Source organism: Hyphomonas sp. (genome assembly GCF_013823385.1).
In the GTDB taxonomy this organism is placed as follows: domain Bacteria; phylum Pseudomonadota; class Alphaproteobacteria; order Caulobacterales; family Hyphomonadaceae; genus Hyphomonas.
The window spans coordinates 167,477-188,982 of record NZ_PNMA01000003.1; the positions used below are offsets into that span (position 1 = coordinate 167,477).

General features: G+C 60.2%; 21 protein-coding genes. 7 read left to right on the forward strand and 14 right to left on the reverse strand.

Translation table 11 applies throughout. The features are described 5' to 3' along the window. Positions 1-6: 6 nt before the first annotated feature. From C0456_RS03680 to C0456_RS03695, 4 genes are all read right to left on the reverse strand, one after another. Complete coding sequence (locus C0456_RS03680) at positions 7-399, reverse strand: nuclear transport factor 2 family protein (RefSeq protein WP_291048422.1); 393 nt, start codon at positions 397-399, stop codon at positions 7-9. Between the two features lie 35 nt (positions 400-434). Beyond that, on the reverse strand, positions 435-1,763 hold the full coding sequence (locus C0456_RS03685) for an MFS transporter (RefSeq protein WP_291048424.1): 1,329 nt from the start codon (positions 1,761-1,763) through the stop codon (positions 435-437). Between the two features lie 106 nt (positions 1,764-1,869). Continuing rightward, complete coding sequence (locus C0456_RS03690; protein WP_291048427.1) at positions 1,870-2,583, reverse strand: glutathione S-transferase C-terminal domain-containing protein; 714 nt, start codon at positions 2,581-2,583, stop codon at positions 1,870-1,872. An 11-nt stretch (positions 2,584-2,594) separates the two neighbouring features. Next, positions 2,595-3,173, reverse strand: coding sequence for a VOC family protein (locus C0456_RS03695; RefSeq protein WP_291048429.1), 579 nt, complete (start codon positions 3,171-3,173; stop codon positions 2,595-2,597). A 175-nt stretch (positions 3,174-3,348) separates the two neighbouring features. Here C0456_RS03695 and C0456_RS03700 point away from each other — a divergent pair, with 175 nt between their 5' ends. Together C0456_RS03700 and C0456_RS03705 are read left to right on the forward strand one after the other, a co-directional pair. Continuing rightward, on the forward strand, positions 3,349-3,843 hold the full coding sequence (locus C0456_RS03700; RefSeq protein WP_291048431.1) for a MarR family winged helix-turn-helix transcriptional regulator: 495 nt from the start codon (positions 3,349-3,351) through the stop codon (positions 3,841-3,843). A 243-nt stretch (positions 3,844-4,086) separates the two neighbouring features. Next, entirely contained in the window at positions 4,087-4,632 is a 546-nt protein-coding gene (locus C0456_RS03705; RefSeq protein WP_291048433.1) for a VOC family protein, read from the forward strand. A 23-nt stretch (positions 4,633-4,655) separates the two neighbouring features. Here C0456_RS03705 and C0456_RS03710 read toward each other — a convergent pair whose 3' ends face one another. Next, entirely contained in the window at positions 4,656-5,147 is a 492-nt protein-coding gene (locus tag C0456_RS03710; RefSeq protein ID WP_291048435.1) for a MarR family winged helix-turn-helix transcriptional regulator, read from the reverse strand. 211 nt (positions 5,148-5,358) lie between these two features. Between C0456_RS03710 and C0456_RS03715 the strand changes: the two genes are divergently transcribed. After that, positions 5,359-6,495 (forward strand): hypothetical protein, encoded by a 1,137-nt coding sequence (locus C0456_RS03715; protein WP_291048437.1) that lies wholly within the window; start codon positions 5,359-5,361, stop codon positions 6,493-6,495. Between the two features lie 2 nt (positions 6,496-6,497). Beyond that, positions 6,498-7,436, forward strand: coding sequence for a 2-dehydropantoate 2-reductase (locus tag C0456_RS03720; protein ID WP_291048439.1), 939 nt, complete (start codon positions 6,498-6,500; stop codon positions 7,434-7,436). Between the two features lie 7 nt (positions 7,437-7,443). Here the strand turns inward: C0456_RS03720 and C0456_RS03725 are convergent, their stop codons facing one another. After that, positions 7,444-8,604, reverse strand: a complete 1,161-nt coding sequence (locus C0456_RS03725; RefSeq protein WP_291048441.1) for an enolase C-terminal domain-like protein — start codon at positions 8,602-8,604, stop codon at positions 7,444-7,446. A gap of 110 nt (positions 8,605-8,714) precedes the next feature. Here C0456_RS03725 and C0456_RS03730 point away from each other — a divergent pair, with 110 nt between their 5' ends. Genes C0456_RS03730 through C0456_RS03740 form a run of 3 tightly spaced genes read left to right on the forward strand, consistent with a single transcriptional unit; the run spans position 8,715 to position 10,408 of the window. Continuing rightward, positions 8,715-9,290 (forward strand): NADPH-dependent FMN reductase, encoded by a 576-nt coding sequence (locus C0456_RS03730; RefSeq protein WP_291048444.1) that lies wholly within the window; start codon positions 8,715-8,717, stop codon positions 9,288-9,290. Further along, positions 9,287-9,556, forward strand: coding sequence for a DUF2798 domain-containing protein (locus C0456_RS03735; protein WP_291048447.1), 270 nt, complete (start codon positions 9,287-9,289; stop codon positions 9,554-9,556). Before C0456_RS03730 ends, C0456_RS03735 begins: the two co-directional genes overlap by 4 nt. A gap of 51 nt (positions 9,557-9,607) precedes the next feature. Further along, positions 9,608-10,408 (forward strand): TlpA disulfide reductase family protein, encoded by an 801-nt coding sequence (locus C0456_RS03740; protein WP_291048449.1) that lies wholly within the window; start codon positions 9,608-9,610, stop codon positions 10,406-10,408. Positions 10,409-10,419: 11 nt separating this feature from the next. On the opposite strand, the gene C0456_RS03745 is transcribed toward C0456_RS03740, so the two are convergent. The 8 genes from C0456_RS03745 to C0456_RS03780 form a co-directional block, all read right to left on the reverse strand. Beyond that, positions 10,420-13,062, reverse strand: coding sequence for a TonB-dependent receptor (locus tag C0456_RS03745; protein ID WP_291048452.1), 2,643 nt, complete (start codon positions 13,060-13,062; stop codon positions 10,420-10,422). A gap of 182 nt (positions 13,063-13,244) precedes the next feature. Beyond that, positions 13,245-14,534 carry an aminotransferase class V-fold PLP-dependent enzyme gene (locus C0456_RS03750; protein WP_291048454.1) on the reverse strand — a complete coding sequence of 430 codons (1,290 nt, stop codon included), beginning with the start codon at positions 14,532-14,534 and terminating at the stop codon, positions 13,245-13,247. 14 nt (positions 14,535-14,548) lie between these two features. Continuing rightward, positions 14,549-16,981, reverse strand: coding sequence for a TonB-dependent receptor (locus C0456_RS03755; RefSeq protein WP_291048457.1), 2,433 nt, complete (start codon positions 16,979-16,981; stop codon positions 14,549-14,551). Positions 16,982-17,148: 167 nt separating this feature from the next. Further along, positions 17,149-18,168, reverse strand: coding sequence for a FecR domain-containing protein (locus C0456_RS03760; protein ID WP_291048460.1), 1,020 nt, complete (start codon positions 18,166-18,168; stop codon positions 17,149-17,151). 14 nt (positions 18,169-18,182) lie between these two features. Beyond that, the gene (locus C0456_RS03765) at positions 18,183-18,815 is read right to left on the reverse strand and encodes an RNA polymerase sigma factor (protein ID WP_291048462.1); all 633 of its coding nucleotides are present in this window, start codon (positions 18,813-18,815) and stop codon (positions 18,183-18,185) included. A gap of 32 nt (positions 18,816-18,847) precedes the next feature. Continuing rightward, on the reverse strand, positions 18,848-19,684 hold the full coding sequence (locus tag C0456_RS03770; protein WP_291048465.1) for a universal stress protein: 837 nt from the start codon (positions 19,682-19,684) through the stop codon (positions 18,848-18,850). 409 nt (positions 19,685-20,093) lie between these two features. Beyond that, positions 20,094-20,420 carry a hypothetical protein gene (locus C0456_RS03775; RefSeq protein ID WP_291048468.1) on the reverse strand — a complete coding sequence of 109 codons (327 nt, stop codon included), beginning with the start codon at positions 20,418-20,420 and terminating at the stop codon, positions 20,094-20,096. Between the two features lie 644 nt (positions 20,421-21,064). Further along, positions 21,065-21,502: a copper-binding protein gene (locus C0456_RS03780; RefSeq protein WP_291048471.1), complete on the reverse strand. Its 438-nt coding sequence runs from the start codon at positions 21,500-21,502 to the stop codon at positions 21,065-21,067. Between the last annotated feature and the right edge of the window lie 4 nt (positions 21,503-21,506).

A 21,506-nucleotide genomic window follows, 5' to 3' on the forward strand; every position in this document is an offset into this window, starting at 1 on the left:
TCCTTGTCAGGCGTTTGCAAATTTCCGGAATTCGGCAACATGGGCGGAATCGAAATACTCATCCAGCCGGGTGATCCGGCCCTCTTTCACCAAGCACACAACACAGGCAGGAAGCTGGAGGCGCACGCCATCATGGATGCGGGTGCCGCGCAGGATATGCTGCTGCACAAATCCGCCTGCGAACACGTCCACCCGGCGGTTGTCATATATGCGGTCGCTGATGCGGGTGACCATTCCGGCAAGGGTCTTGCGATTGTCTTCAGGGGTCTGTTCGGCCTGGTCCGTGTTATGCCAGATCTTCGCGTCTGGGGCGTAACAGGCGACCAGCGTGTCAATGTCACCCGCCTCTACGGCATCAAAGAAGCGCTTCGCCAGCGCACGGATGTCTGTCTCGGACATGGGGCCTCCCATTTGCGTGTGCTTATCCTTTGAGCTCAGAAACCAGTTTGTATGCGGCGTGTTTCATGATCGGAGGTGATTGTGCGCGCCATCATGATGTAGAGGCCCATGGCGATCAGGGAAACCGGGATCGTCGAGGCAAGCGCCCAGCGCAGGCTGTTCTGTGATCCCAGCGATGTAAAGAGGTCCGACAGCATGCCGATCATCAGCGGGCCGCCGCCGATGCCAACCAGATTGAACGACAGCAGCAGTAGCGCTGTTGCTGTGGCGCGGGCACGCAGAGGCGCGAGATTCTGTGTCAAGGCGAGGGCGGGGGCAACGTACATCACCACGGTCACCATTGGGATGAGCATCAGGATAAGCGTCAGTTCCCAGCCCGGCATGAACAGCGCCAGGAGAAGAAACGGGCATCCGATCATGACCGAAAGCGCGGGCGCCCAGGCATAGGCCGTCAGACTTTTCCTCACGCCGATATTCACGATCGCGCCGCCACCCCAGATGCCAAGCCCCATGCAGATGCCCGCCGCCGGACCAAACCACAGCGCAAGCTGTTCCAGCGCCATGCCGTTTTCTCGCATGAGAAAGGCGGGGATCCAGTTCAGCAGGCCATAGCTGACAAAGGCCAGCAAGCCGCTTGCCGGGAGCAGAAGCCGCAAGGTGGGTAGCATCATGAAGATACGGATCGTGGAGAGCAGGGAAGGCGCCTTATCATCGGCGGTGGCTGGCGTCGCCGCTTCGGTCGCGCCCCGCCGAGGCTCGCGCACCAGCAACCAGAGCACGGGGGCGAGCGCAACGCCGAGAATGGCGACTGCGAAGAACGCCATCCGCCAGCCATATTGTGCCGCGATGAAGCCGCCCAGCGAGATGCCGATGAAAACCCCAATTGGTCCGTTTACGGTATACAGACCTATGATTGCCGGGCGTTGTTCCGGTTTGAAATAGTCCGACAGAATTGAAAGGGAGGGCGCTGTGCCTCCGGCCTCACCGACGCCAACGCCGAAACGGGCGAGAGCGAGTTGCCAGAAATTCTGCGCAAATCCGCAAAGACCTGTGCAAACACTCCACATCGTGCAGGCGATAGCAACCAGCTTCACGCGATTGATCCGGTCCGCCAGCATTGCAACGGGAACCCCCATCGAAGCGTAAAAGAGCGCAAAGAAGAGGCCGGTCAGAAGACCAAAGGCGGTATCGCTGAGGGGAATATCCTGCCGGACAGGTTCGATCAGCAGGGAGAGGAGCTGGCGGTCCACATAATTGATGGAACCAATGGCCATAAGAACAACCAGGGCGAGGGTTTTCTGCAGCGGTGTGGCCGGGGTCACCGGTCCTGCCGAAATGGCAGTAGCCTGAGCAGTTTCAGCCATGTTTCTCCCCTTTGGAGCGTCTGCGCGCTTTGACCGGGAGCGTACCGCTCTCGGTTTATGTGTCAACTTAGTTTACGGTTTTCGATCTGTTCGCAAGCTGCGAGATCTACTGGCCGCTTTTCAGCATGTTTTCGCCGAACAGGTTCGACCATGCCTCTTCGGTGAGTTGAGGCCGCAGGCTGGAGAGGTTGCGCTCATTGCTGATCTCGGTTCCTCGCTGCACGCCCGGCCGCTCCTCAATCTCTGCAAACCAGCGCTGGATCGCCGGATAGGGCTCCAGCGGCAGCTGGATTGCCCGAACGGCGCGCACCCACGGCCAGGTCGCGATATCCGCGACGGAATAAGTGTCGCCGGCCATGTAGGGTGTCTCCTGCAATCTGCGCTCCAGAACATTCAGCAGGCGGATCGCCTCGTTGCGGTAACGCGTAACCGGATAGTCCTGTCCTTCGGGCGCATAGCGGATGAAGTGGTGGGCTTGGCCATGCATTGGCCCAAAGCCGGCCATCTGCCACATCAGCCATTGCTGCGCGAGCGCGCGGCCGCGCGCGTCCCCTGGCATCAGCGCGCCGCCATGCTTCTCCGAAAGATAAAGCAGGATGGCTCCGGATTCGAATACCGGAAAGGGCGCTCCGCCATCTGCCGGGGCATGATCGACGATCGCGGGTAGGCGCCCGTTAGGATTGATCTGCCGGAACGCCTTTGTCAGATGCTGGCCTGCCAGCATGTCATACGGAATAAGGCGGTGGGGCACATCAAGTTCGGCCAGCATGATCGACACCTTGTGACCATTGGGTGTCGGCACGAAATGAACGTCTATCACGCCGGGCCCCGTCAGGAGGGCTGAAGAACGCTGGGGTCGGGTTTGCCATCGGCCCGCACAGGCGCATGGCGCACATCGCTCTTGTCAAATTCCCGTGTCCAAGCGGCCAGCTCCAGGCAGATGCCGTCGGGATCGAAGAAATACACGGACCGGACGAACACATCCTTCGTCAACTCCTTCGACATCTGCGTCGGGGAGTCGTCGTGATTGAATATCTCGGTCACATCGACGCCTTTGGCCTTCAGCTTCGCGTAATATTCATCGAAACGTTCGGCCGGGACATTGATCGCAATATGGTTCATCGAGCCGTGTGCGGAGCGGATATTGCCACGGGTCGGCAGATTTTCGGGCGCCGCAATGCCCGGCGCGGCCTGGGGCGCGTCCGGGAACCAGAAGAAGGCAATGCAATCGCCATTCCCGACGTCAAAGAAAAAATGCTGACCTTTGCCGGCAGGCAGATCAATCGTCTTGATCAGCGGCATACCGAGGACATCGCGGTAGAAGGTAACGGTCTTGGCCATATCCTTGCAGACCAGCGCAAGGTGGTTCACGCCCAGAAATTCGAATTCCTGATTGCGGGGTTTGCTCATCGTTTCTTCCTCCTGTCTGGCCGGTTTTTTGGCTCATGTTCTGCGGGGCAGCGTATCTGATACAATCATCATGTCAACTAAATTGACGATAATTTCATCTTCGTCTCTTATTCCTCTCCAGTTTCCAGGAGTGTGCGGTGTTTGCATCGGCGCTCAGGCGAGGTAAGGCGCAAGGATGCCAAAGACTGAAGACAATGCGATGCAGGCCAACCAGATTCTCCTGAATCTGCTTTCCGGCTTTTACTGGTTTGATGAGGGGCTCCAGAGTTATATCCGCGCCTGCGGGTGGCCTGAGGTGACGCGCCCCCAATCCATGGTGATGGCCAATGTGGTGATGGGGGTTCGCCGTCCCTCCGACATTGCGCGCCGTCTCGGCATCAGCCGGCAGGCGATTCACTCCACGCTGAAATCCATGATCGATATGGGCATGGTCGAACTTGCCGACGATCCCGGAAACCAGCGTGTGAAGGTTGTGGTCCTCACGCCGACCGGCGAGGCAATGCGCCGGGATGCCCAGCGCGCCATGCAGCTGATGATCGCGACGCTGGTCGGGCGCATCGGCGAAGATGCGTTCAAGGCAACCGCAGATACCCTTGCCAGGGATTGGGGCGCCCCGATGTCATTTCGCCCGGAGGATACGGGCGAAGATGCAGGCCGCAAGCCCGGCTAACTCCAGTTTCAGGCGGTCCTCCGCTGAAGCAGCCCCTTTCTCAAGGCCTTGCCGTTAAGGGCAAATGCCCGAGGGGCAGGTTCACCACACAGATGCAAGCGGCGGTAATCTGTGTCCGGCATTCAGTCGGCTTGATCCGCCGGAGGGCCACCCCGGCGAATTGATTTGCGAGCCATTCTGAATTAGCTATCTATGTAAATGAGCCCTGATCCGATTAAGCAAATAACAGGGCGGGAGGAACATATGGCTGAGCAACGTCCGTTCGAATTCAAAGGCGTGAACCATCTCGCGCTGGTTTGCCGCGACATGAAGAAGACGGTTGAGTTTTACCGCGATACGCTGGGCATGCCCCTGATCAAGACGATCAATCTGCCCAACAATTCCGGCCAGCATTTTTTCTTTGACTGTGGGAACGGCGATTGCATTGCCTTCTTCTGGTTCCCGGATGCGCCCAAGGCCGCACCTGGAATTTCTGCGCCCTCCACACTGCCGACACGTGGAAGCTTTGTCTCTGCCCACGGATCAATGAACCATATCGCGCTGAACGTTCCGGCTGAAAAGTTTGACGAATACTATCAGCGCCTCATCGAGCGCGGGGTCGATGTCACGCCCATCCTCAACCACGATAATTCGCCGATGCAGGTCAGCGCTGAAGTGACGGACGATGTGTTCGTCCGCTCGGTCTACTTCTTTGATCCCGATGGTATCTGCCTGGAATTTGCCTCCTGGACCAAGACATTCGACGAGAGCGATGTCGCCCACGAACCGATGTCGGCTGAACAGGTCTGAGATCCAGGCGAGAGCCCTCGCTATCAGGGCGGTGGAGCGGGGGTCTGCAACAGCCGGTCTTCTGGCTCCAGGTTCTGGTTCACCTTGGTGAGGAGGCGTCGCAGCTCAGACTTTTCCTTCGGGGTCAGTCCTTTTGTTGCGAGCTCGTTGACCTCTTCCACCAGAGGCATCAGCTTTGCCTTCAGAGCCCTGGCTTTGGGCGTAAGAAGGATGTTGATCTTGCGGCCATCTTCCGTGCTCGGTTTGCGGGTAATGAGGCCGGCCTTTTCCAGGCGCTTGACGGCTATCACGGTGGTCGGCTCACGCATGCTGACCCGTTGGCTGAGCTCGCGCTGACTGATGCCGTCTTCGATCCACAGCACCCGCAGGAAATGCCATTGGGAAGCGGTGACGCCATATTCGGAGGTGCGCACTTCCAGCGCGCGGGAGACAGACCGGAAGGATTTCCGCAGGAGATAGCCAAGACTGTTGCTCCACTCGGAGTAAGGGCTTTCAGTTCCGGCTTTTTTTGTCATACGAAATACGCTCCTGTTTGTTTGCAAACTATATGGATGCTGCGCGTTTCAAGGCAAGCACCGGTTGCCGGGAGGGCAGAGGTTAGCTCAAGAAAGGTTTCGGAAAAAGGTTAGATAGCTATGCAAATCCTTTTTGGTTTGCTACCGCTCGAAACGAGAAGAAACAGCCCCATGGCATGTTTCCTGTACAGACAATTGGAGGAACGCCCGAATGACCGATGCAGGCCGGATTGAAGACACAGTCGATAGCCGTTTCGTCAGCAGTGAATCGCCCACATCTCCCAGGATCATGGCGGGAGGCCATCCCTGCCAGGGAGTTCACTGGACGCCTAAGGGCAACCCGGCCCCGCGCGTGGCATTCATTGCCACCCACTACAATGTCGACTTCAGCGAACATTATTTCGCGCCCTATCTGGCCTCTCGCGGATATGGTTTCCTCGGATGGAACACGCGTTATCGCGGCGCCGAAGATATGTTCCTGCTGGAACATGCGCTGGTCGATATCAGCGTCGGGGTAAAATGGCTGCGTGAGGTTGCGGGCGTCGAAACCGTTGTGCTCTTCGGCAACTCCGGCGGTGGCTCGCTGATGGCGGCCTATCAGGCCGAGGCCACACGCTCTACACTTTCCGGAAAGCTGAAAGGCGCCGGCGCTGAGCGCCTGGCCGCTCTGCCACCGGCGGATTTCTACGTCTCCAGCAATGCCCATATCGGCCGCCCTGAAGTCATGACAGACTGGATGGATGCTTCGGTGACGGATGAATGGGACCCGGTCGCAACCGACCCGTCTCTGGACCCGTTCAATCCTGACAATGGCCCGCCTTATGCGCCCGAATTCGTCACCCGTTACCGCGCCGCCCAGCGCGCGCGCAACCAGCGCATCACCGATTGGGTGAAGGCTGAACTGGCGCGTCTCAACGCTGCAGGAATTCCCGACCGGATCTTCCCGCTGTTCCGCATGTGGGGCGACTTGCGCTGCATGGACCCGGCGCTGGATCCGTCCGACCGGAAGCCCCGCTGGTGCTATCGCGGCGATCCCGCCATTGCCAACAGAAGCCCCAGTATTGGCCGCGCATCCATGCTGACCAGCTGGCTCTCCATGTGGTCACTCGAAACATCGGACTGCCAGGGGGAGCCTCATCTGAAAAAGCTGGCCGTCCCGTCTCTGGTCATTCAGGGTACGGCAGATACCGGCGTTTTCCCGAGCGATGCAGCCCGCATTCACAAAGCTATTGGCGCGTCCGACAAGCAGTTGCAGATGCTCCCCGGCGCGCATTATTTCGAAGATTCTGCGCAGCACCGGCATGATGCCGCCGACGTCGTTACAAGCTGGCTTCAGGCGCGGATATAGGCATGAGCGCAAAGACTCAGAGCATTGCGATCGTCGGAGGAGGGGCCATGGGCTCCGTCTTCGCTGGTCTCTTTGCCGCCACCGGCCATGATCCCGTTGTCGTAAGCCGTCCTGGGGAGCACATTGAGGCCATTGCCGCCAAAGGCCTTCGCCTCGAAGGCGCCAGCGGGGACCGGACGGTTACGGTGCGTGCGTTTCAGGTGCCACCCAACGAAGCGTACGATCTCGTTATTCTTGCGGTAAAGGCTACCCAGGTGGCCAGCGCCCTCAAGGGGCTGGCTCCCATGGTCGGACGAGAAACCGTTATCCTCACCATGCAGAATGGTCTGGGCGCTGCAGATATGGTTACGGAATTCTTCGGGGCAGAGCGTGTGGCGGTGGGAATTGCGGCGGGTTTTGGGGCATCCGTTGTGTCTCCCGGTCACGCTCGCCATGCCGGGATGGGGGCCATTCAGATCGGGGCTTACGGAGCCCTTTCCGCCGACCGGATTTCGGCTATTGCGGAGCTCTGGCGCAGCGCAGGATTCAATGCCGAAGCCACTGACGATATCGTCAGTATGCAGTGGGAAAAGCTGATCTGTAATGTTTCTTTCAGTGCGCCTTGCGCGATCTCAGGCCTCACGGTTGGGGCCGCCCTGGCCGATCCGGCCCTCGGCGAGGTCTGCATGGCCGCCGGCATCGAAGCCTGGGAGACTGCGCGCGCGGCCGGCGTGGCGCTCAGGGTCAGTGACCCGGAGGCGCACATCCGGGCCTTTGCCGCGCGCGTGGCTGGCGCAAAGCCCTCCCTGTTGCAGGATCTGGAGGCGGGGCGCCCGACTGAAGTTGATTATATCAACGGCGCCGTTCCCCGTGCGGCCGCCAGGATGGGCCGGACAGCGCCGGTGAACGGCGTGCTCACGGCCCTGGTGAAATCCCTGGAGGGTCGCCGGGCGAGCACCTGACGAGTGCTCAGCCTGAAAGCTGATCGATATAGGGCCGCAGTTCCGGCTTGGCCTCCAGTCCAAAGCCAGGCTGCTCAGGTACGGCGATCATTCCCTCCGTGATGGGAAGACCCGGCAGATAACCTCCGAAAGGCTGAAATACCGCAGGATAAGCTTCGCAGCCGCCAAGGTTCAGCCCCGCCACAATGTGCAGGTTCAAGAGATGCCCGCCATGGGGGTAAGCCATCGTCCGGCTGAAACCCGAAGCCTCCATCAGCGCGATCATCCCGGCATACTCCGTCAGCCCGTAGCTGAGGCCGGCATCCATCTGGAAAATATCGATGCCGGGCCGCATGCCGCCATGGCGCAGAAGGTTGCGCACGTCCGGAACGGAAAAGAGGTTTTCGCCCGTCGCCACCGGTCCCTGATAGGCTGCAATCACCTGCCGGTTCAGATCATAATCCAGCGGATCGCCCGCCTCCTCATACCAGCGCAGATGATAAGGCTTCAGCCGCTCTCCCAGAGAGATGGCGTCTTCCAGTCCAAACCGCCCGTTGGCGTCCACGCTGATGCAGCTTCCGGAGCCTGCCTGGTTTACCGCGGTCTCCAGCCGGGCAATATCCTCCTTTAACGGAACGCCGCCCACCTTCATCTTGAACTGGGTAAACCCCATTTCCTGATAGGCTTTCATTTCCTCGCGCAGCCTGTCTGCCCCGCCCTCAGGATAGTAATAACCACCCGCCGCATATACGCTGACCCTGTTATCGGGTATTCGCCCGAACGCCTTGGAGATGGTATTGGCCGCAGGCTGATCATCAAGCTTGGCCAGAAGATCCCATGCGGCGAGTTCTATTGTCGCTATGGCAGAGGCCCGGTCGCCATGACCGCCAGGCTTTTCGTCCTTCATGAGAACCTTGTAAAGCGCTGCGGGAGACAGGCTGCCATCGGCCCCGAGATAGGTATCGGGCGAAGCGGACATAACACGCGGAATGAGCCGCTCGCGGATAATGCCGGATTGCGCAAAGCGGCCAATGGAATTGAACGCAAATCCTGTTACCGGCCGGCCATTGCGCATGACATCGCTTACAAGTGCCACCAGTGACACCGTATGCCGCGAAAAATCCACCACAGCATTGGCGATATTGCCCGAAAGGCGCACCGGCATTTCCCGGACTTCGACAATCTTCATCTGGCTCCTCCGATGGCGGCGCAAACAAGGCTTGAATGGATCGAAATAAGTAGCTAGCTAAGTAATATATGCCCATGCTTCTTCTTCGAGGCAATGCGCGGGAGTGAAGAATGTCGGCCGTAAGGATACTTGTTTTAGCCGGCAGCGGGCGCGACGGGTCTTTCAACCAACGTCTGGCTGATGCCGCCGCCGCGCTTGCCGGCGCGCAGGGCGCTGAGGTCACTTCCATCCGGCTCGAAGAGTTCGATTTGCCCACATATTCGCACAGGCTGGAAATAACAGCGTTTCCCGAAAGTGCCCGCCGCCTGAAAACCCTCTTTGTCCAGCATGACGCCATTCTGATGGCATCGCCGGAATACAATGGATCCATCAGCTCACTGCTCAAGAATGCCATAGACTGGGTCTCGCGGCCCACCGATGGGGAAGGTCCTCTCGCGCTAAGCGCGTTCCGGGGCAAGGTTGCGGGCATCCTGTCAGCGTCTCCTGGCCCATATGGCGGTCTTCGCGGACTGATGCATCTGCGCCAGATCCTCGGCACGGTCCAGATGCTTGTCGTTCCGGAGCAGGCAGCCGTACCCTTTGCGGACCGCGCCTTCGACGGCAATGCGCTGGTTGATCCCGTCGCGCTTCAGGTTTTGCCATTGCTGGTGCAGCGCGTCATCAAGACTGCAGGATCGCTGAAATGACGAACAAGGTGCCCGCCGCTTATTCTGGCGCCCGCTTCCGCCTGCCGCCAGGCTACGCGCCGTTCATGACATCGCTGCTTCTCTCCATTTTCATGTGCGCGTTCGTCTCCCTCGTCTCCACGATAAAAAGCGAAGGTATCACGCCAGGTCTTGTCAGCGCCTGGCTGAGTGCCTGGCTGATCAGCTGGCTGCTTGCCTTTCCGGTTGTCCTCGTCGTAATGCCCATCGTTCGCCGCCTCGTTCGCCTCATCTGCCGTCCGGTTTGACGGTCGCGGCTCGGGCGAGGGGCTTGCTGGAATGATGTTGGCACGAACAATATGATTGAAATTGGCCCCCTGGTTCTGGCAGCGGACCGCCTGATTGGCATCCTGCTTGTTTGGCTCTTTCTGACTGGCGCTGGGTTCATTGGGCGGCGCTTCGGCAAGGATCTCGGCCAGCTGGCGTGGAGCGCTGTGCTGATCGGTGTTGTGGCCGCCCACCTAGCTTTCGTCGCCCAGAACCATTCAGCCTATTTGGCCGAGCCCTGGGCAGTCCTGGCGGTCTGGCAGGGCGGCTTCACGCCATGGGCAGGGGTTCTGGCGGCGGCCGGTGTGGTGTTGATCGCAGGGAGAGGCCAACGCGCCTCTGTTATTCTGGCCGCAAGCGCGGGTCTTCTGTTTGCGGTTTATCAGGCTGCCAGCCTCACTCTTGAAACGCGCGAAAGAGCCCCGTTTCCACGGGACGTACAGATCGAGACGCTTGAGCGAACACCGCTGCAGCTTGAAAGTCTTGGGGGAAGGCCCTTTGTCGTGAACCTCTGGGCCAGCTGGTGCGGCCCGTGCCGGCGGGAAATGCCGATGCTTGTCGAAGTCGCAGAAGCCTCGGCAACGCCCGTCCTGTTGATAAATCAGGGAGAGGACGCAGCCGTAATTCGAAACTTTCTCGAGAGGGAAGGCATCGTGTCGGGCATGATCCTGCTTGACCCGGATCAGGCGCTGTCTGCGGCCGTCGGATCAAGGGCTCTGCCGGCAACTCTTTTTGTCGATGCAGATGGAATGATCCAGAAAATCCACATCGGCGAAATATCCAGAGCGGCGCTGATGAACGGAATTCGGGAGATTGAAACCTCGGCTAAGTGAATTACTCCGGATCAGGGTGGCTTCCCGCCCGACCAGGAAAGGCGCACATAGAGCAGCCCCCCATCGGTATCATAAGGCGCATTGCGGGAGTAAATCAGCCCTTTTGATTTCTGCAGGCCGGCTTCATCCGGATAGGTGTTGAAGAGGTTTTCCGCGCCGACGCGCAGGCGCCACTGATCGGTGAGGGCGTAGCTGATCGCGATATCGGCAAAGGCCTTCGCCCCGAACCTCTGCAGGCTGAGATTTTCGTCATCAGCATAATCTGACCAGGCGCCGCTCAGCCGTACGCGCCCTTCGAGCCGCCAGGCCCCATGATCGAAGCTGGCGGTTGCCTGGGCCGAATGGGTCGGCAGGAATTCCTCAAACCGGCGCAGGCGCACGGGATTGGCCTGGAGCGACCCATTCAGAACCTTGATCGTATTGTAGGTATAGGAGGCTTTGACGGCAATCTCACCGTTTGAGAGGGGCCGGCTGAACTGCGCCATCAGATCCAGCCCCTGCGTCCGGGTACGGAAGTCATTCTGAAAGAACGCCACTTCGGTAATGCTTTCCCCGCCCGGAACGCCGAGGGCTGTCAGCCGGGCACGTTCGTCGGAAGTAAGCGCGTAATTGTCAGACAGAGTGAACCGGTCGTCGATTTCAATCTGATAGGCATCCACAGACAGGAACAGTTTGTCCGCCGGCGAGAAGACAAAACCGGCTGACAGGTTCTCCGAAACTTCCGGCCGCAAAGCTGTGATAGAGACATCCGGCCGCGTATTGAGAATGGCGGCGACCGGTCCGGTGGGTGAGAAGCGGCCCTGCGTAAACACGTCGAGCGTAAGCGCGCTGACGCCCTGCGAGGTGCGCTCACCGAATATCTGGCCAGGTGTCGGCGGGCGGAAGCCGGTAGACACCGTGGCGCGCAGGGCCGCGCCATTCCCCAGCGCATAGCGGGCGGAGATCTTGCCGGTGATCGCCTCGCCGAAGCCGGAATAGTCTTCATAGCGGGCGGCCATTCCGAGCTTCAGGCGCTGGGTAAGGTCTGACTCCAAATCGGCGTAGATTGCATGGCTTTCCTGATCGAAATCGCCCGCCTGAAGCGGGGTATAGCCGGGAAATCCATTGGAACCGGAAGTAAGCCCATCCGCCGCGCCGCTGCCGATGGCGTAAGACGCCGGATCACCGGCCCGGATCGTGTAAATCTCGCGGCGATATTCTGCGCCATAAGCAAGGGACAAGGGCAATTGCCAGGCAAGGCTCTGGCGCAGATCGGCATTCACCGTATATTCAGTCTGCTGAAGGCCTCCGGTATTGAAGGCTGTTGGGCTTTCCGGTCCCATAGACGCGTTGATTGTGTCAAAGAGGAAATAGTCGATGCGGTTGCGCCCGAAGCCGGCGCTGATATCAAAATCCAGACGGTCGCCGATCTTCCGGTATCCTGCAAGGAGAGACCCGTCGCGGTAGTCCTGCCCGAATTGCGGCGTAAAGCCGTTGGGATACACGTCCGTCAGGGTGAAGCCCTCAAAGGCCTCCGTAGGGCCGTAAAGGCTCGCCGTTTCCGGGTGGCGCCAGTTGAAGTCGGACAGGCCGGCCCCCTGATTGTAATTCCCCTGCGCGTAGACCTCCCCGCTATCGTCCAGGCTATAGGTGAAATTCATCAGGCTGCGGATGTCCTCCCGCTCCGGCTGGCCCCAACGCTGAACCGGATTTCTCAGGATTGCTTCCGGATGTTCCTGCTGCCAGGCAAGGGCGTCTTCTCTCTGGCGGGCGCGAGAGGTTGGCGCGGCATGGCTGTACTCACTGGTAACGCGCAGCCGCGCGCCTTGCATTTCTGCGCCCCAGGCAACTCCCAGGCGAAACTGCTCGCCATCCCCATCCTGATACTGACTATGCTGGGTGAAGACATCAATGCCGTTCTCATCGCGGGTGATGATATTGATGATCCCTGCAATGGCATCTGCGCCATACTGGGCGGAGGCGCCATCCTTGAGGATTTCGATACGCTGGATCGCGCTGGCCGGGATCTGGGCGAGATCAGGTGCCTGCGCGCCCTCGGGCCCCAGCAGAGCGGATTTGTGACGCCGTTTTCCATTGATGAGGACGAGGGTGTGGTCCGGCGCAAGATTGCGCAGCCGCGAGGGGCGCACATAGACATTGCCATCGCTGAGCGGCAGGCGCTGGGCGGTGAATGAGGGCACGAGTTGCGCGAGGATGTCGATCACATCGTCTGAGGCCGGCGCCATGATCTCCTGCGCGGGGAGAACCTCGATTGGCGCCATGCTTTCACTGAAGAGCGGGAGGTTGCGCGAACCGGTGACGACGATCGGGTCGAAGACACGCAGGCTGTCCTCGGACTGTGGAAATCTGGGCGGCGCAACCGGTTTGATCTTCAGCGGGGCAGGGCGGGTTGCGGGCCGGGCATCCGTCTCTATGACCCAAACGCCCTTGGTGCGGGACTGGTAGCGCAGCCCTGAGCCTTCCAGCAGGATGGCAAGGGCTTCTTCCACATTGCTGGCGCCGGTGATGCGGGGCGCCTGCCGGGCGCTGAGGTCGGGCGCATTGGCGATGATCACCAGCCCGGTTTCGGCTGCCAGTTGATTGAGCGCGTCCGCCAGCGGCTGGGCATCAACATTTATGCCGCCCGGCGCCGCCAGAGCAGGGCCGGCAGCCAAGCAACTGAATGCGAAAGCCGCCAGGCTGCGGTGCATTTTCCTCTCTCAGGCTCCAGCGGCCAGCGCCGCGCGCTTCACGCCGCTTTCAAGCGGCCAGGCATGACAGCAGGATGACAATGGCAGGCCATGGCTGCTTTTGCCTCGAAAGTGACGCCGGGCGGCAACACCTGCGCAGGCTGAACTCAGGCCCTGAAAGCCTCGGCGGTTTCCACCAGCGCAGCAGCAAGACGGCTGCAATCATCCGCAGAGTTATAGAGAGCCGGAGTGATGCGCACGCAGGCCCCGCGGGCCAGACCGGTGCGATGGGTTGTAAAGATGCCATGCCGTTCGGCCAGATGCTCGACGATTGCCTGGTTGGCCTTTGTGGTGTCGTGCCCTGTCAGCCGCAAGGAGGTGATCCCCGCATGCAGGCGCGCATCGTCAGCCGTCAGGACATTGACGCCGGCAATGCCGCGCGCTTCGCGCACCCAAAGGTTCCGCAAATGAGCCAGGCGGGCCGCCTTGTTCTCCGGCCCGATCTCAAGATGGAAATCCAGCGCGTCGCCAAGCGTGAGGAAGGTCGCGAAGTTGGTCGTACCGGTGTGAACGCGGTGCTGGATGCCGCCGATGCCCTCGGGCAGTTCGGAAATGTCGGGCGATATTGCCTCAAGCCGGCTGCGCCGGATGTACATCAGCCCGGCGCCGAGGGGCGCGCCCATCCATTTGTGCAGGTTGAACCCGGCGAAATCGGCGCCAAGATCGTCAACTGTGAAAGTGGTCTGCCCCCAGGAATGGGCGGCATCCACAACGCAGTCCACCCCGCGCGCCCGTGCCAGCGCCGTAATTTCCCGGACCGGCACCTTCAGCCCGTTGCGGTGGCTGATATGCGTGAGCAGGAGAAGCTTCACATCCCGATTGGCGTCGAGCGCAGCTTCGTAGAACGCCAGGATTTCGTCAAACCCTGCGGGTTCCGGCGCCTCCAGACGCACGACGCGGCACTGATTGCGCAGCGCAAGGGATTCCATCGCTGTCTGGATGGAGTCGTAATCAATGTCGGCATACATCACGGCGTCGCCGGGCTGCAGCCGGTTATAGCCGCGCAGGATTGCCTGCAGGGCTTCCGTAGCGCCGCGGGTAAAGACAATCTCGTCTTCGCCGGCGCCAAGAAAGGCGGCCAGGCGGGCGCGAATGGGTTCCACGTCCTTGTAGAACTGGCGGCGCGCATACCAGGAGTTCTGCCGGTTCACATATTCTGTGTGGCGTTTGAAGGCCTCCAGCACCGGCCTTGCCATCAAGCCCCAATATCCATTCTCGAAATTGATGACCTCATTGGTCACTTCATACTGCGCGGCCACCTTGGCCCAATAGGCTTCGTCATCGGGACGAACCGGTGAAGATTCCAGCGGAAGGGCCGCGCCGGTTCCCGAAACGGCCCCAAGGGCAGCCGCGCCAGCGGCTGCCCCCTTCAGGACCATGCGTCGTGTGATCGTCATGGTGTCAGATTACCTCAGAAGCGGATGTCGGTACGGATGTAGTATTGCCCGCCATCGGTATCATAGGGCGCATTGCGGGAGTAGATGAGCCCGCGATTTGCCTGATAGGTGGCTTCGTCCGGATAGGAGTCGAACAGGTTTTCCGCGCCGATCCGGACACTGACGGCATCCGTCACTTTCCAGGTAGCGCCGATATCCATGAGCACCATCGAGCCGAAATCCTGATAGGAAACACCGTTGGCATTGTCCGAGAAGTCGCGCCACTTGCCGTAATACCGCAGGCGGCCAAACACTTCCCAATCACCAAGCGTATAGGTGGCCTGGACGTTGCCGGTGCTTCCGGGAATACCTTTTTCAAAGCGGGAAGCCGTGTCCGGATTGGTGGCAAGGCTGCCGGCGCGCACTTCGGTCTTGTTGTAGTTATAGGCGCCGGTCAGGTTGAGGTTGCCCGGTCCCACTTCATGGCCCCAGGAAAGAACAAGGTCCACGCCCTGGGTGCGGGTGTCAAAGTCGTTCTGATAGAAGAACGCCGACGTGATGCTTTCCCCGCTGGGCACGCCAAGGGCCACCAGCTGCGCGCGCTCGTCAGCGGTCAGACGGTAGGTGGCAGAGGTGCCAAGGCGGTTGTCCACGTCGATCTGGTAGGCATCCAGCGTCGCCGTGAGACCAAAGCCCGAATTCCAGGCAAGACCAACTGAAACGTTCTGGGATTCTTCAGGCTCCAGCGGGTTGATGGTAACGCCGGGGCGTGCGCTGATGATGTCGGCAACCGGGCCCTGCGGGCTGTAGCGGCCGTTTGTGAACACGTTGAGCGTGGTGGTGTCGAGACCCTGCGTAATCCGCTCACTGAACAGCTGGGCAGGCGTCGGGGCGCGGAAGCCGGTGGAAGCGGTGGCGCGCAGGGCAAGGCCGTCGGCCAGTTCAAAACGCGTCGAGAGCTTGCCGTCAACATTGTCGCCGAAGACCGAGAAATCTTCGTAACGCACCGCAGCGCCAACCGTCCAGCGGCTGGTGATCGGGGCTTCAAGGTCCACATAGGCCGCATAGCTTTCCTGATCCCAGTTGCCTGCCTGGGCCGGGCTGAACCCCGGGAAGCCGTTGGAGCCCGAAGGGAAACCTTCTGCTGCCAGCGGCCCGACAGCATAGGACGCATACTCGCCAGCCGAGATTTCATACTTCTCCAGGCGCCGCTCAGCGCCGAAGGCGATGTTGAGATCGTCTGCCAGGAAGCCGAGGGCCACCGGATAGACGAAATCGGCGTTCAGGTTGAACTCGGTCTGGCGCAGATTGCCGATGTCGAAGCTGGTGGGGCTTGCCGATCCGAGCGAGGCGTTGATCGACTCATACATGAAGTATTGAATGTCGTTCAGGCCATAGCTGGCGCTGAAGTCGTAGGAGAAGCCTTCCGCATTGGTGCTGCGATATCCGCCGGTCAGCGAGAAATCCTCATCATCCTGACCAAATTTCGGGGTAAAGCCAGCCGGGTAAATCTCGCTGAGATCATATGCCGGGTCCAGGGCGCTGTTGCCATAAGTGTTCGTGTTCAGCGGGTTGCGCCAGTTGAAATCCGAGACGCCCGAACCCCAGCCATGGGTGCCGAAAACATAGAGTTCGCTCGCGTCAAACTGATAGGCGCCGTTCATGGCAAAGCGGAAGGCCTGGCGCTCTGCCTGGCCCCAGTTCTGCACCGGGTTGGGAACTTTCAGATTGGGAAACTGCGCCTGCAGTTGCTCCGCATCCGGACGTTGACGGCTGCGGGAAGTGGGCTGCGCATCGGTATATTCGCCCGAGAGGTTGAAATAGCCCCGGTCAAAGGCAAAACCCTGCTGGCCGCCGAGGCGATACTGCTCGCCGTCACCTTCATAATACTGGCCGGCCTGAGCAAAAACGCGGGTGCCCGGCTTGTCTTCCAGGATGATGTTGATCACGCCGGCGATGGCGTCAGAGCCATACTGCGCCGATGCGCCGTCGCGCAGCACTTCGATGCGCTTGATCGCATAGGAGGGGATCTGCGCAAGGTCAGCTGCCTGCGCGCCGTTGGAGCCGAGCAGGGCGGAGCGGTGGAAACGCTTGCCATTCACCAGCACCAGCGTGTGGTCTGCCGAAAGCGCGCGCAGCGAGGCGGGGCGCACAAACACCTGGCCATCGGCCATCGGAAGGCGCTTCACATTGAAGGACGGCACGAGCTGGGCGAGGGTATCCATCACCTCATCCGAGACGGTGAGATTGATCGCATCGCCAGAAATCACATCCACCGGCGCAAGGCTGTCGAAGGCCGTGCGCGGCGCGCCGCGCGTGCCGGTCACGATTACCGCGTCCTGGACATAGGCTTCGGTTGGCTGGGCTGTCTCGTCTGCCGCCTGAGCTGCAGCCGGCAGGGCGCAGCCGAGCGCCAGGCTGGAGGAGACCAGCAGAAGGGCCGCGCGAAGAGAAAACGTGTTGGTCATCGGGTTCCCCGGAAAAAAGACTTGAGAGGCCCTGGCCATTCGGGCGCAGGCGCCGTCCGCACGAAAGGTGTGGACGCCGGGAAGACAGATGAGGGAGGCGGGAATTTCAGGCCGGAGCCAAACTTCACAAAAGGTTCACCGCTTTCACGGAACCGTCATCTTCAGTGTTATTCGGGTACGGAATAAATGTGAATTTCCGATGACGTATAGTCGATATCGAGCGGATAGGCTTCGTCGAGCCCCGCCAGCATGGTCTCGATCTGGTTGGCCGAGAAGCTCATGGTCAGCCGCATATCGCCAAGGGCTTGATCCGCCAGCGTGATCGGCCGCGGGCTGTAGCGGTTTACATCGTCGATGATGTCGCTGAGACGCGTATCCACATAATAGAGCTGACCCCGGCGCCATGCCGCCAGCCGGGCCGTATCAAAGGGCGCGCTTGCCTCAAATCCCTTGCCTTTACGGTAGGTCACCTGAAATCCGCTGGTCAGGGAAACGGCTGGCAGGCCCGGCGCCCCGGTAACGGCCACATGCCCGTCTTCGACACTGACAATGGTTTCTGACTGGCGGCGGCGGATGTCGAACTGCGTGCCCAGAACCTCCACGCGCACCTCGCCGGCGCGCACATCCAGCGGCCGGTCCGGCTGGCGCGCAATATCGAAATAGGCGTTGCCGTCGACCAGGGTAAGCGACCGCTGATCCCGGGTGAACCGCCCCGTGACCTCCGAGCCCGCGTCCAGCGTCAGCCGGCTACCGTCAGAAAGATCGAAGGCGCGGATCTCGCCCAGCGTGGTGGCCAGGTAAATCTCTTCCGAAGGTCCCGGCTGCAGCAGCGGCGCAGCAAAGATCAGGGCGACACCGCAGGCGGCCGCCGTCAACAGGCCGGCAACCAGGCCCCGGCGTTGGCGCAAGGGCGCTGCCGGCCGCCCGGCGCGCGGGCGGGCCATCCTGGCCGGGGCGGAAAGAATGTCTTCAACACCCTCAATCTCGGCAATCGCCATCCAGCCGGACTGCAGCGTTTCCAGCGCGCGGCGATGGCCCGGCGAAGCGGCGAGCCACAGCGCCAGTTTTTCGTCCTCATCCGGCGTGTGCGCCCCCGACAGCAGATATGCCATCCAGGCGCGCGCTTCTGCCTCCACCCTAGGGGAGGGCGGCGCAGTCTGATCCGGAGAGGGCGAGGCAGAGGTCATGGGATACCGGAAGTCTAGGGGCGAAGTGCCTGCTGAATGGTTTCAAGGGCGCGGGTCAGCTGGCGGGAAATGTCAGCTTCACTCCAGCCGGTGGCGGCGCGGATCTCGGCATAGGTTTCACCATGAAACCGGCTGCGCAGGATGATTTCCCTTTGCTTGGGCGGCAGCGCCTTCAGGACATCGGCCAGCGCTATGATTGCCTGTTTTCCCATTAAGACAATTTCGGGAGAATTTTCTTCCAGCTCCGCGTCAGGAAATTGAGTTTTTTCCAATTCCGCATGGGCGCGGGCGCGTTTTTCCCGGCTGCGGGCATTGAGTGTCAGGTTGATGGCGGTGCGGAACAGGAAAGCGCGCGGGGAATGGATTCGGGAAACGTCGTCCAGCCGGGCGATCTGTTCAAACGCCGCCTGCGCCATATCCTCCGGGTCCGGCGGGCCGGCGCCATAGAGCTTGCGCAGCCGGCCGACCAGTTCGCCGAAATGGTTGCTGTAGAGATCCTTCAGGAAGGAATTGCGCATCACGGCGCTGTCCCCCTCACTTCGCTGGGGCGAAGAGGAAGCAGGCAGGGCTTCGCCGTTTGAAGCCGGGTCAGCAGAGGCGCCGGGGAGCATGCCCCGCGCCATCGGCTGTCTGCGCGCGGCTGTCAAGCCGGGCAGGTTTCCCCCGGCCCGGCTTGCGCTCAGTGCGACAGAAGCAGCGGAAGCTTCACGTCCCGAAGCATGCTGCGGGTCATGCCGCCGAACAGGGCCTGCTGCAGCCGCGCATGGCGGTATCCGCCCAGAACGATCATGTCGGCATTCTTGTCCATGGCCACCTGCAGGATGACCTCATGTGCAGAGCGTCCGAGACTGCCCTCATTGCGCAGCGTTACCTTATGGCCGTGCCGGGCAAGATGCGCGGCAATGTCGAGGCCCGGCGCGTCCCCATGGTCCAGGCTTCCGGCCTTGGCGTCCACGGTCACCACGGTGATGTCGGCGCCCTCATCGGCCACCAGCAGGGCATCGTGCACCGCGCGGGCGGCCTCCCGGCTTGCATCCCAGCCAACCACAATCTGTTTGCCAACCGGGCCGGATTTCCAGCCCACCGGCGCCACCATCACCGGCCGGCCGGACCCCAGCAGCGCCGCCTCGATCATCTGGGCATGCGGCTGAAGAATGTCCTTCGCCGGGGCCCGGATGACGGTGAGGTCAGCATGGCGCGCAATGGTCGCCACCAGAGACTCCAGATTGGTCCCATAGGTCCTGTGGCGGCGCAGTTCGCAGCGCAGATCTTTCTTATCGAGGATCTTCTGAAGGTCGGCCCAGAACCGGTCGATCAGCTCTTTGTCCTGATTGAGTTGCTCCACATAGGCCGCGCCCATGCCGAATTCATTATAGAGGATCGGGGCCGGCATGATGCCGATGGCGGAGCAGGCGACATGCGCGCCCGTCTTGGCGGCCAGCGCCTGCGCAAGCTCCAGCGCGCCCGCATCCTCCTGAGCGCTCGCAACGCAGATGGCAATGTCCTTGAGCTGCATGATATCCGTCCTCCCTGGAAACCCGTATCGTTTCGAATAGCTATCCTGCAGGCGGCCCACGCCCAAATCCGGCTCGTATCAGAAAACAAATCCGGACAAGGATTACGCGCCACCTGTCAGCCCAGTGAGCATCAAAAACCCCAAGGGCAGTATAAGTAGAATTACGGGTGCGGCGCGGCATGGCCGAAAGTCAGGAAGGGCGTGGGCGCTATGGCGCCCTGTCAGCCAGCTAGAAAATCCGTGGACGGAATAGATACCTACTTAGTCAACCAGCAGCTGGTGATCAGGCGCAGCCTGAACTAAAGCCCGATGATCTTGGTGGCGCTTTAAATCTGGCGGGTCTGCCAGAACCATTAGCGGCAACGGCGAAGACTACCGCAGCAATTAGTGATGCTCACGGTCGATTGGATCAACCAAGACCGCCGCCATCTTTGCTCACCTTGAAGCCATGCCGATCCATCAGAATTTTGTAAAATCCTCCGGTCACCTTGGCGTGACGTATCTCCACCGCCAAGCTCGAAGTCGCGGTCAACAATTCGTTGAGAAAAGCTAGTTCGCGGGGAGTCATTACAGGCCGAGAACTTGATACAGTTTCTTCCAAATCGACACCAGACAGTGATTTTGAATCATCCAAACCATCACGCAATTTCTGCCAAGTCGCCAAAATGCTCTCATAACCCCGCACTGCGTCTTGGTCTTCAGGGAGCGAGGTCAGATCAACTTGATGTGTCGGCATCGGTAACCCTCAATATTAGTGTAGTGAAAATCATAGGCGCGGCGGCGCGTGTCTGGCAATCAAATGAGTAGCTTATGCTTGCTGAACTTTGGTGCCGTTGTCACTTCTTCAGTGATTGAGCTGCTGACCCTTATTCACGCCAACACCATGGAATTCTAGAAAAGATGATTCGGTTTGATAGCGGGCAGCGCAGCGCCAATCTCGATAGAGGCAGCAAATGCTACTTAGAATCCGTGCTGCCCAATTCATAGCAAACAGTCGCTATACCAATAATGGGCGGTAACGAGGGTGCTGTTAAGGGCGCGCTACTTTATGTAATAAAATCAGATTCTTATTAGATAAAATGGTGCCCGGGGGCGGAATCGCGACTGCGGTTAACGTCCTGTTTTATTATAAAAAAATGGCCTGTTGGCATCGGGCCATGCCATGAATTCTGCCAACAGGCGGATTTCGCAAATGGTTCGGTTCCGAATTCCACAGGAAATCGATGGCAACTATATGTTGACTTGATCTCTGCTTAGGCCTGAACCGCAGTATGCCATCGACCCACAGGTTCGACCATCTCAGCAGAGCCGGCCGAGCGATGTCCAACTTCCTTGCAGCAGTCGCCGGATTTAAAGCGGATAATCGGACGTGGTTGGCGACTATTTGCCGGGTTTCGTGAGACAATCGGTACCGTCTGTTGCCGTGTTGCAGATGGACGTGATGCGGAAGGACCCGTCACGACCTTGCTTGACCATAAAAGACACCGCGTCTCCTTCGGCGAATCCCGACAGATCGACATCATCCAGAATGCCAAATCCCATGGTCATGGCGCCCATGTCGATGCCGTCAAACGGACCGTGCTCGATGGTCAGGAAGTCGCCATTCTGTCCAACAGACCTGATTGTGCCCGTGGCCTGACCTGAACCATTTCCCGCAGCTTCTCCGACTGCCGCGGCGGCGGGGCGGCTGCCTTCAGTTGGCATGTCGGCTGCTGCCTTTGTCGCGGGCGCCGCCGGGGCAGGTGTTTCCTGAGCTTTGCCGCAGGCTGCCAGGCCGAGGGCCAGCAGGCTGGCTGCAAGATAGTTGAAAACTTTCATGGCG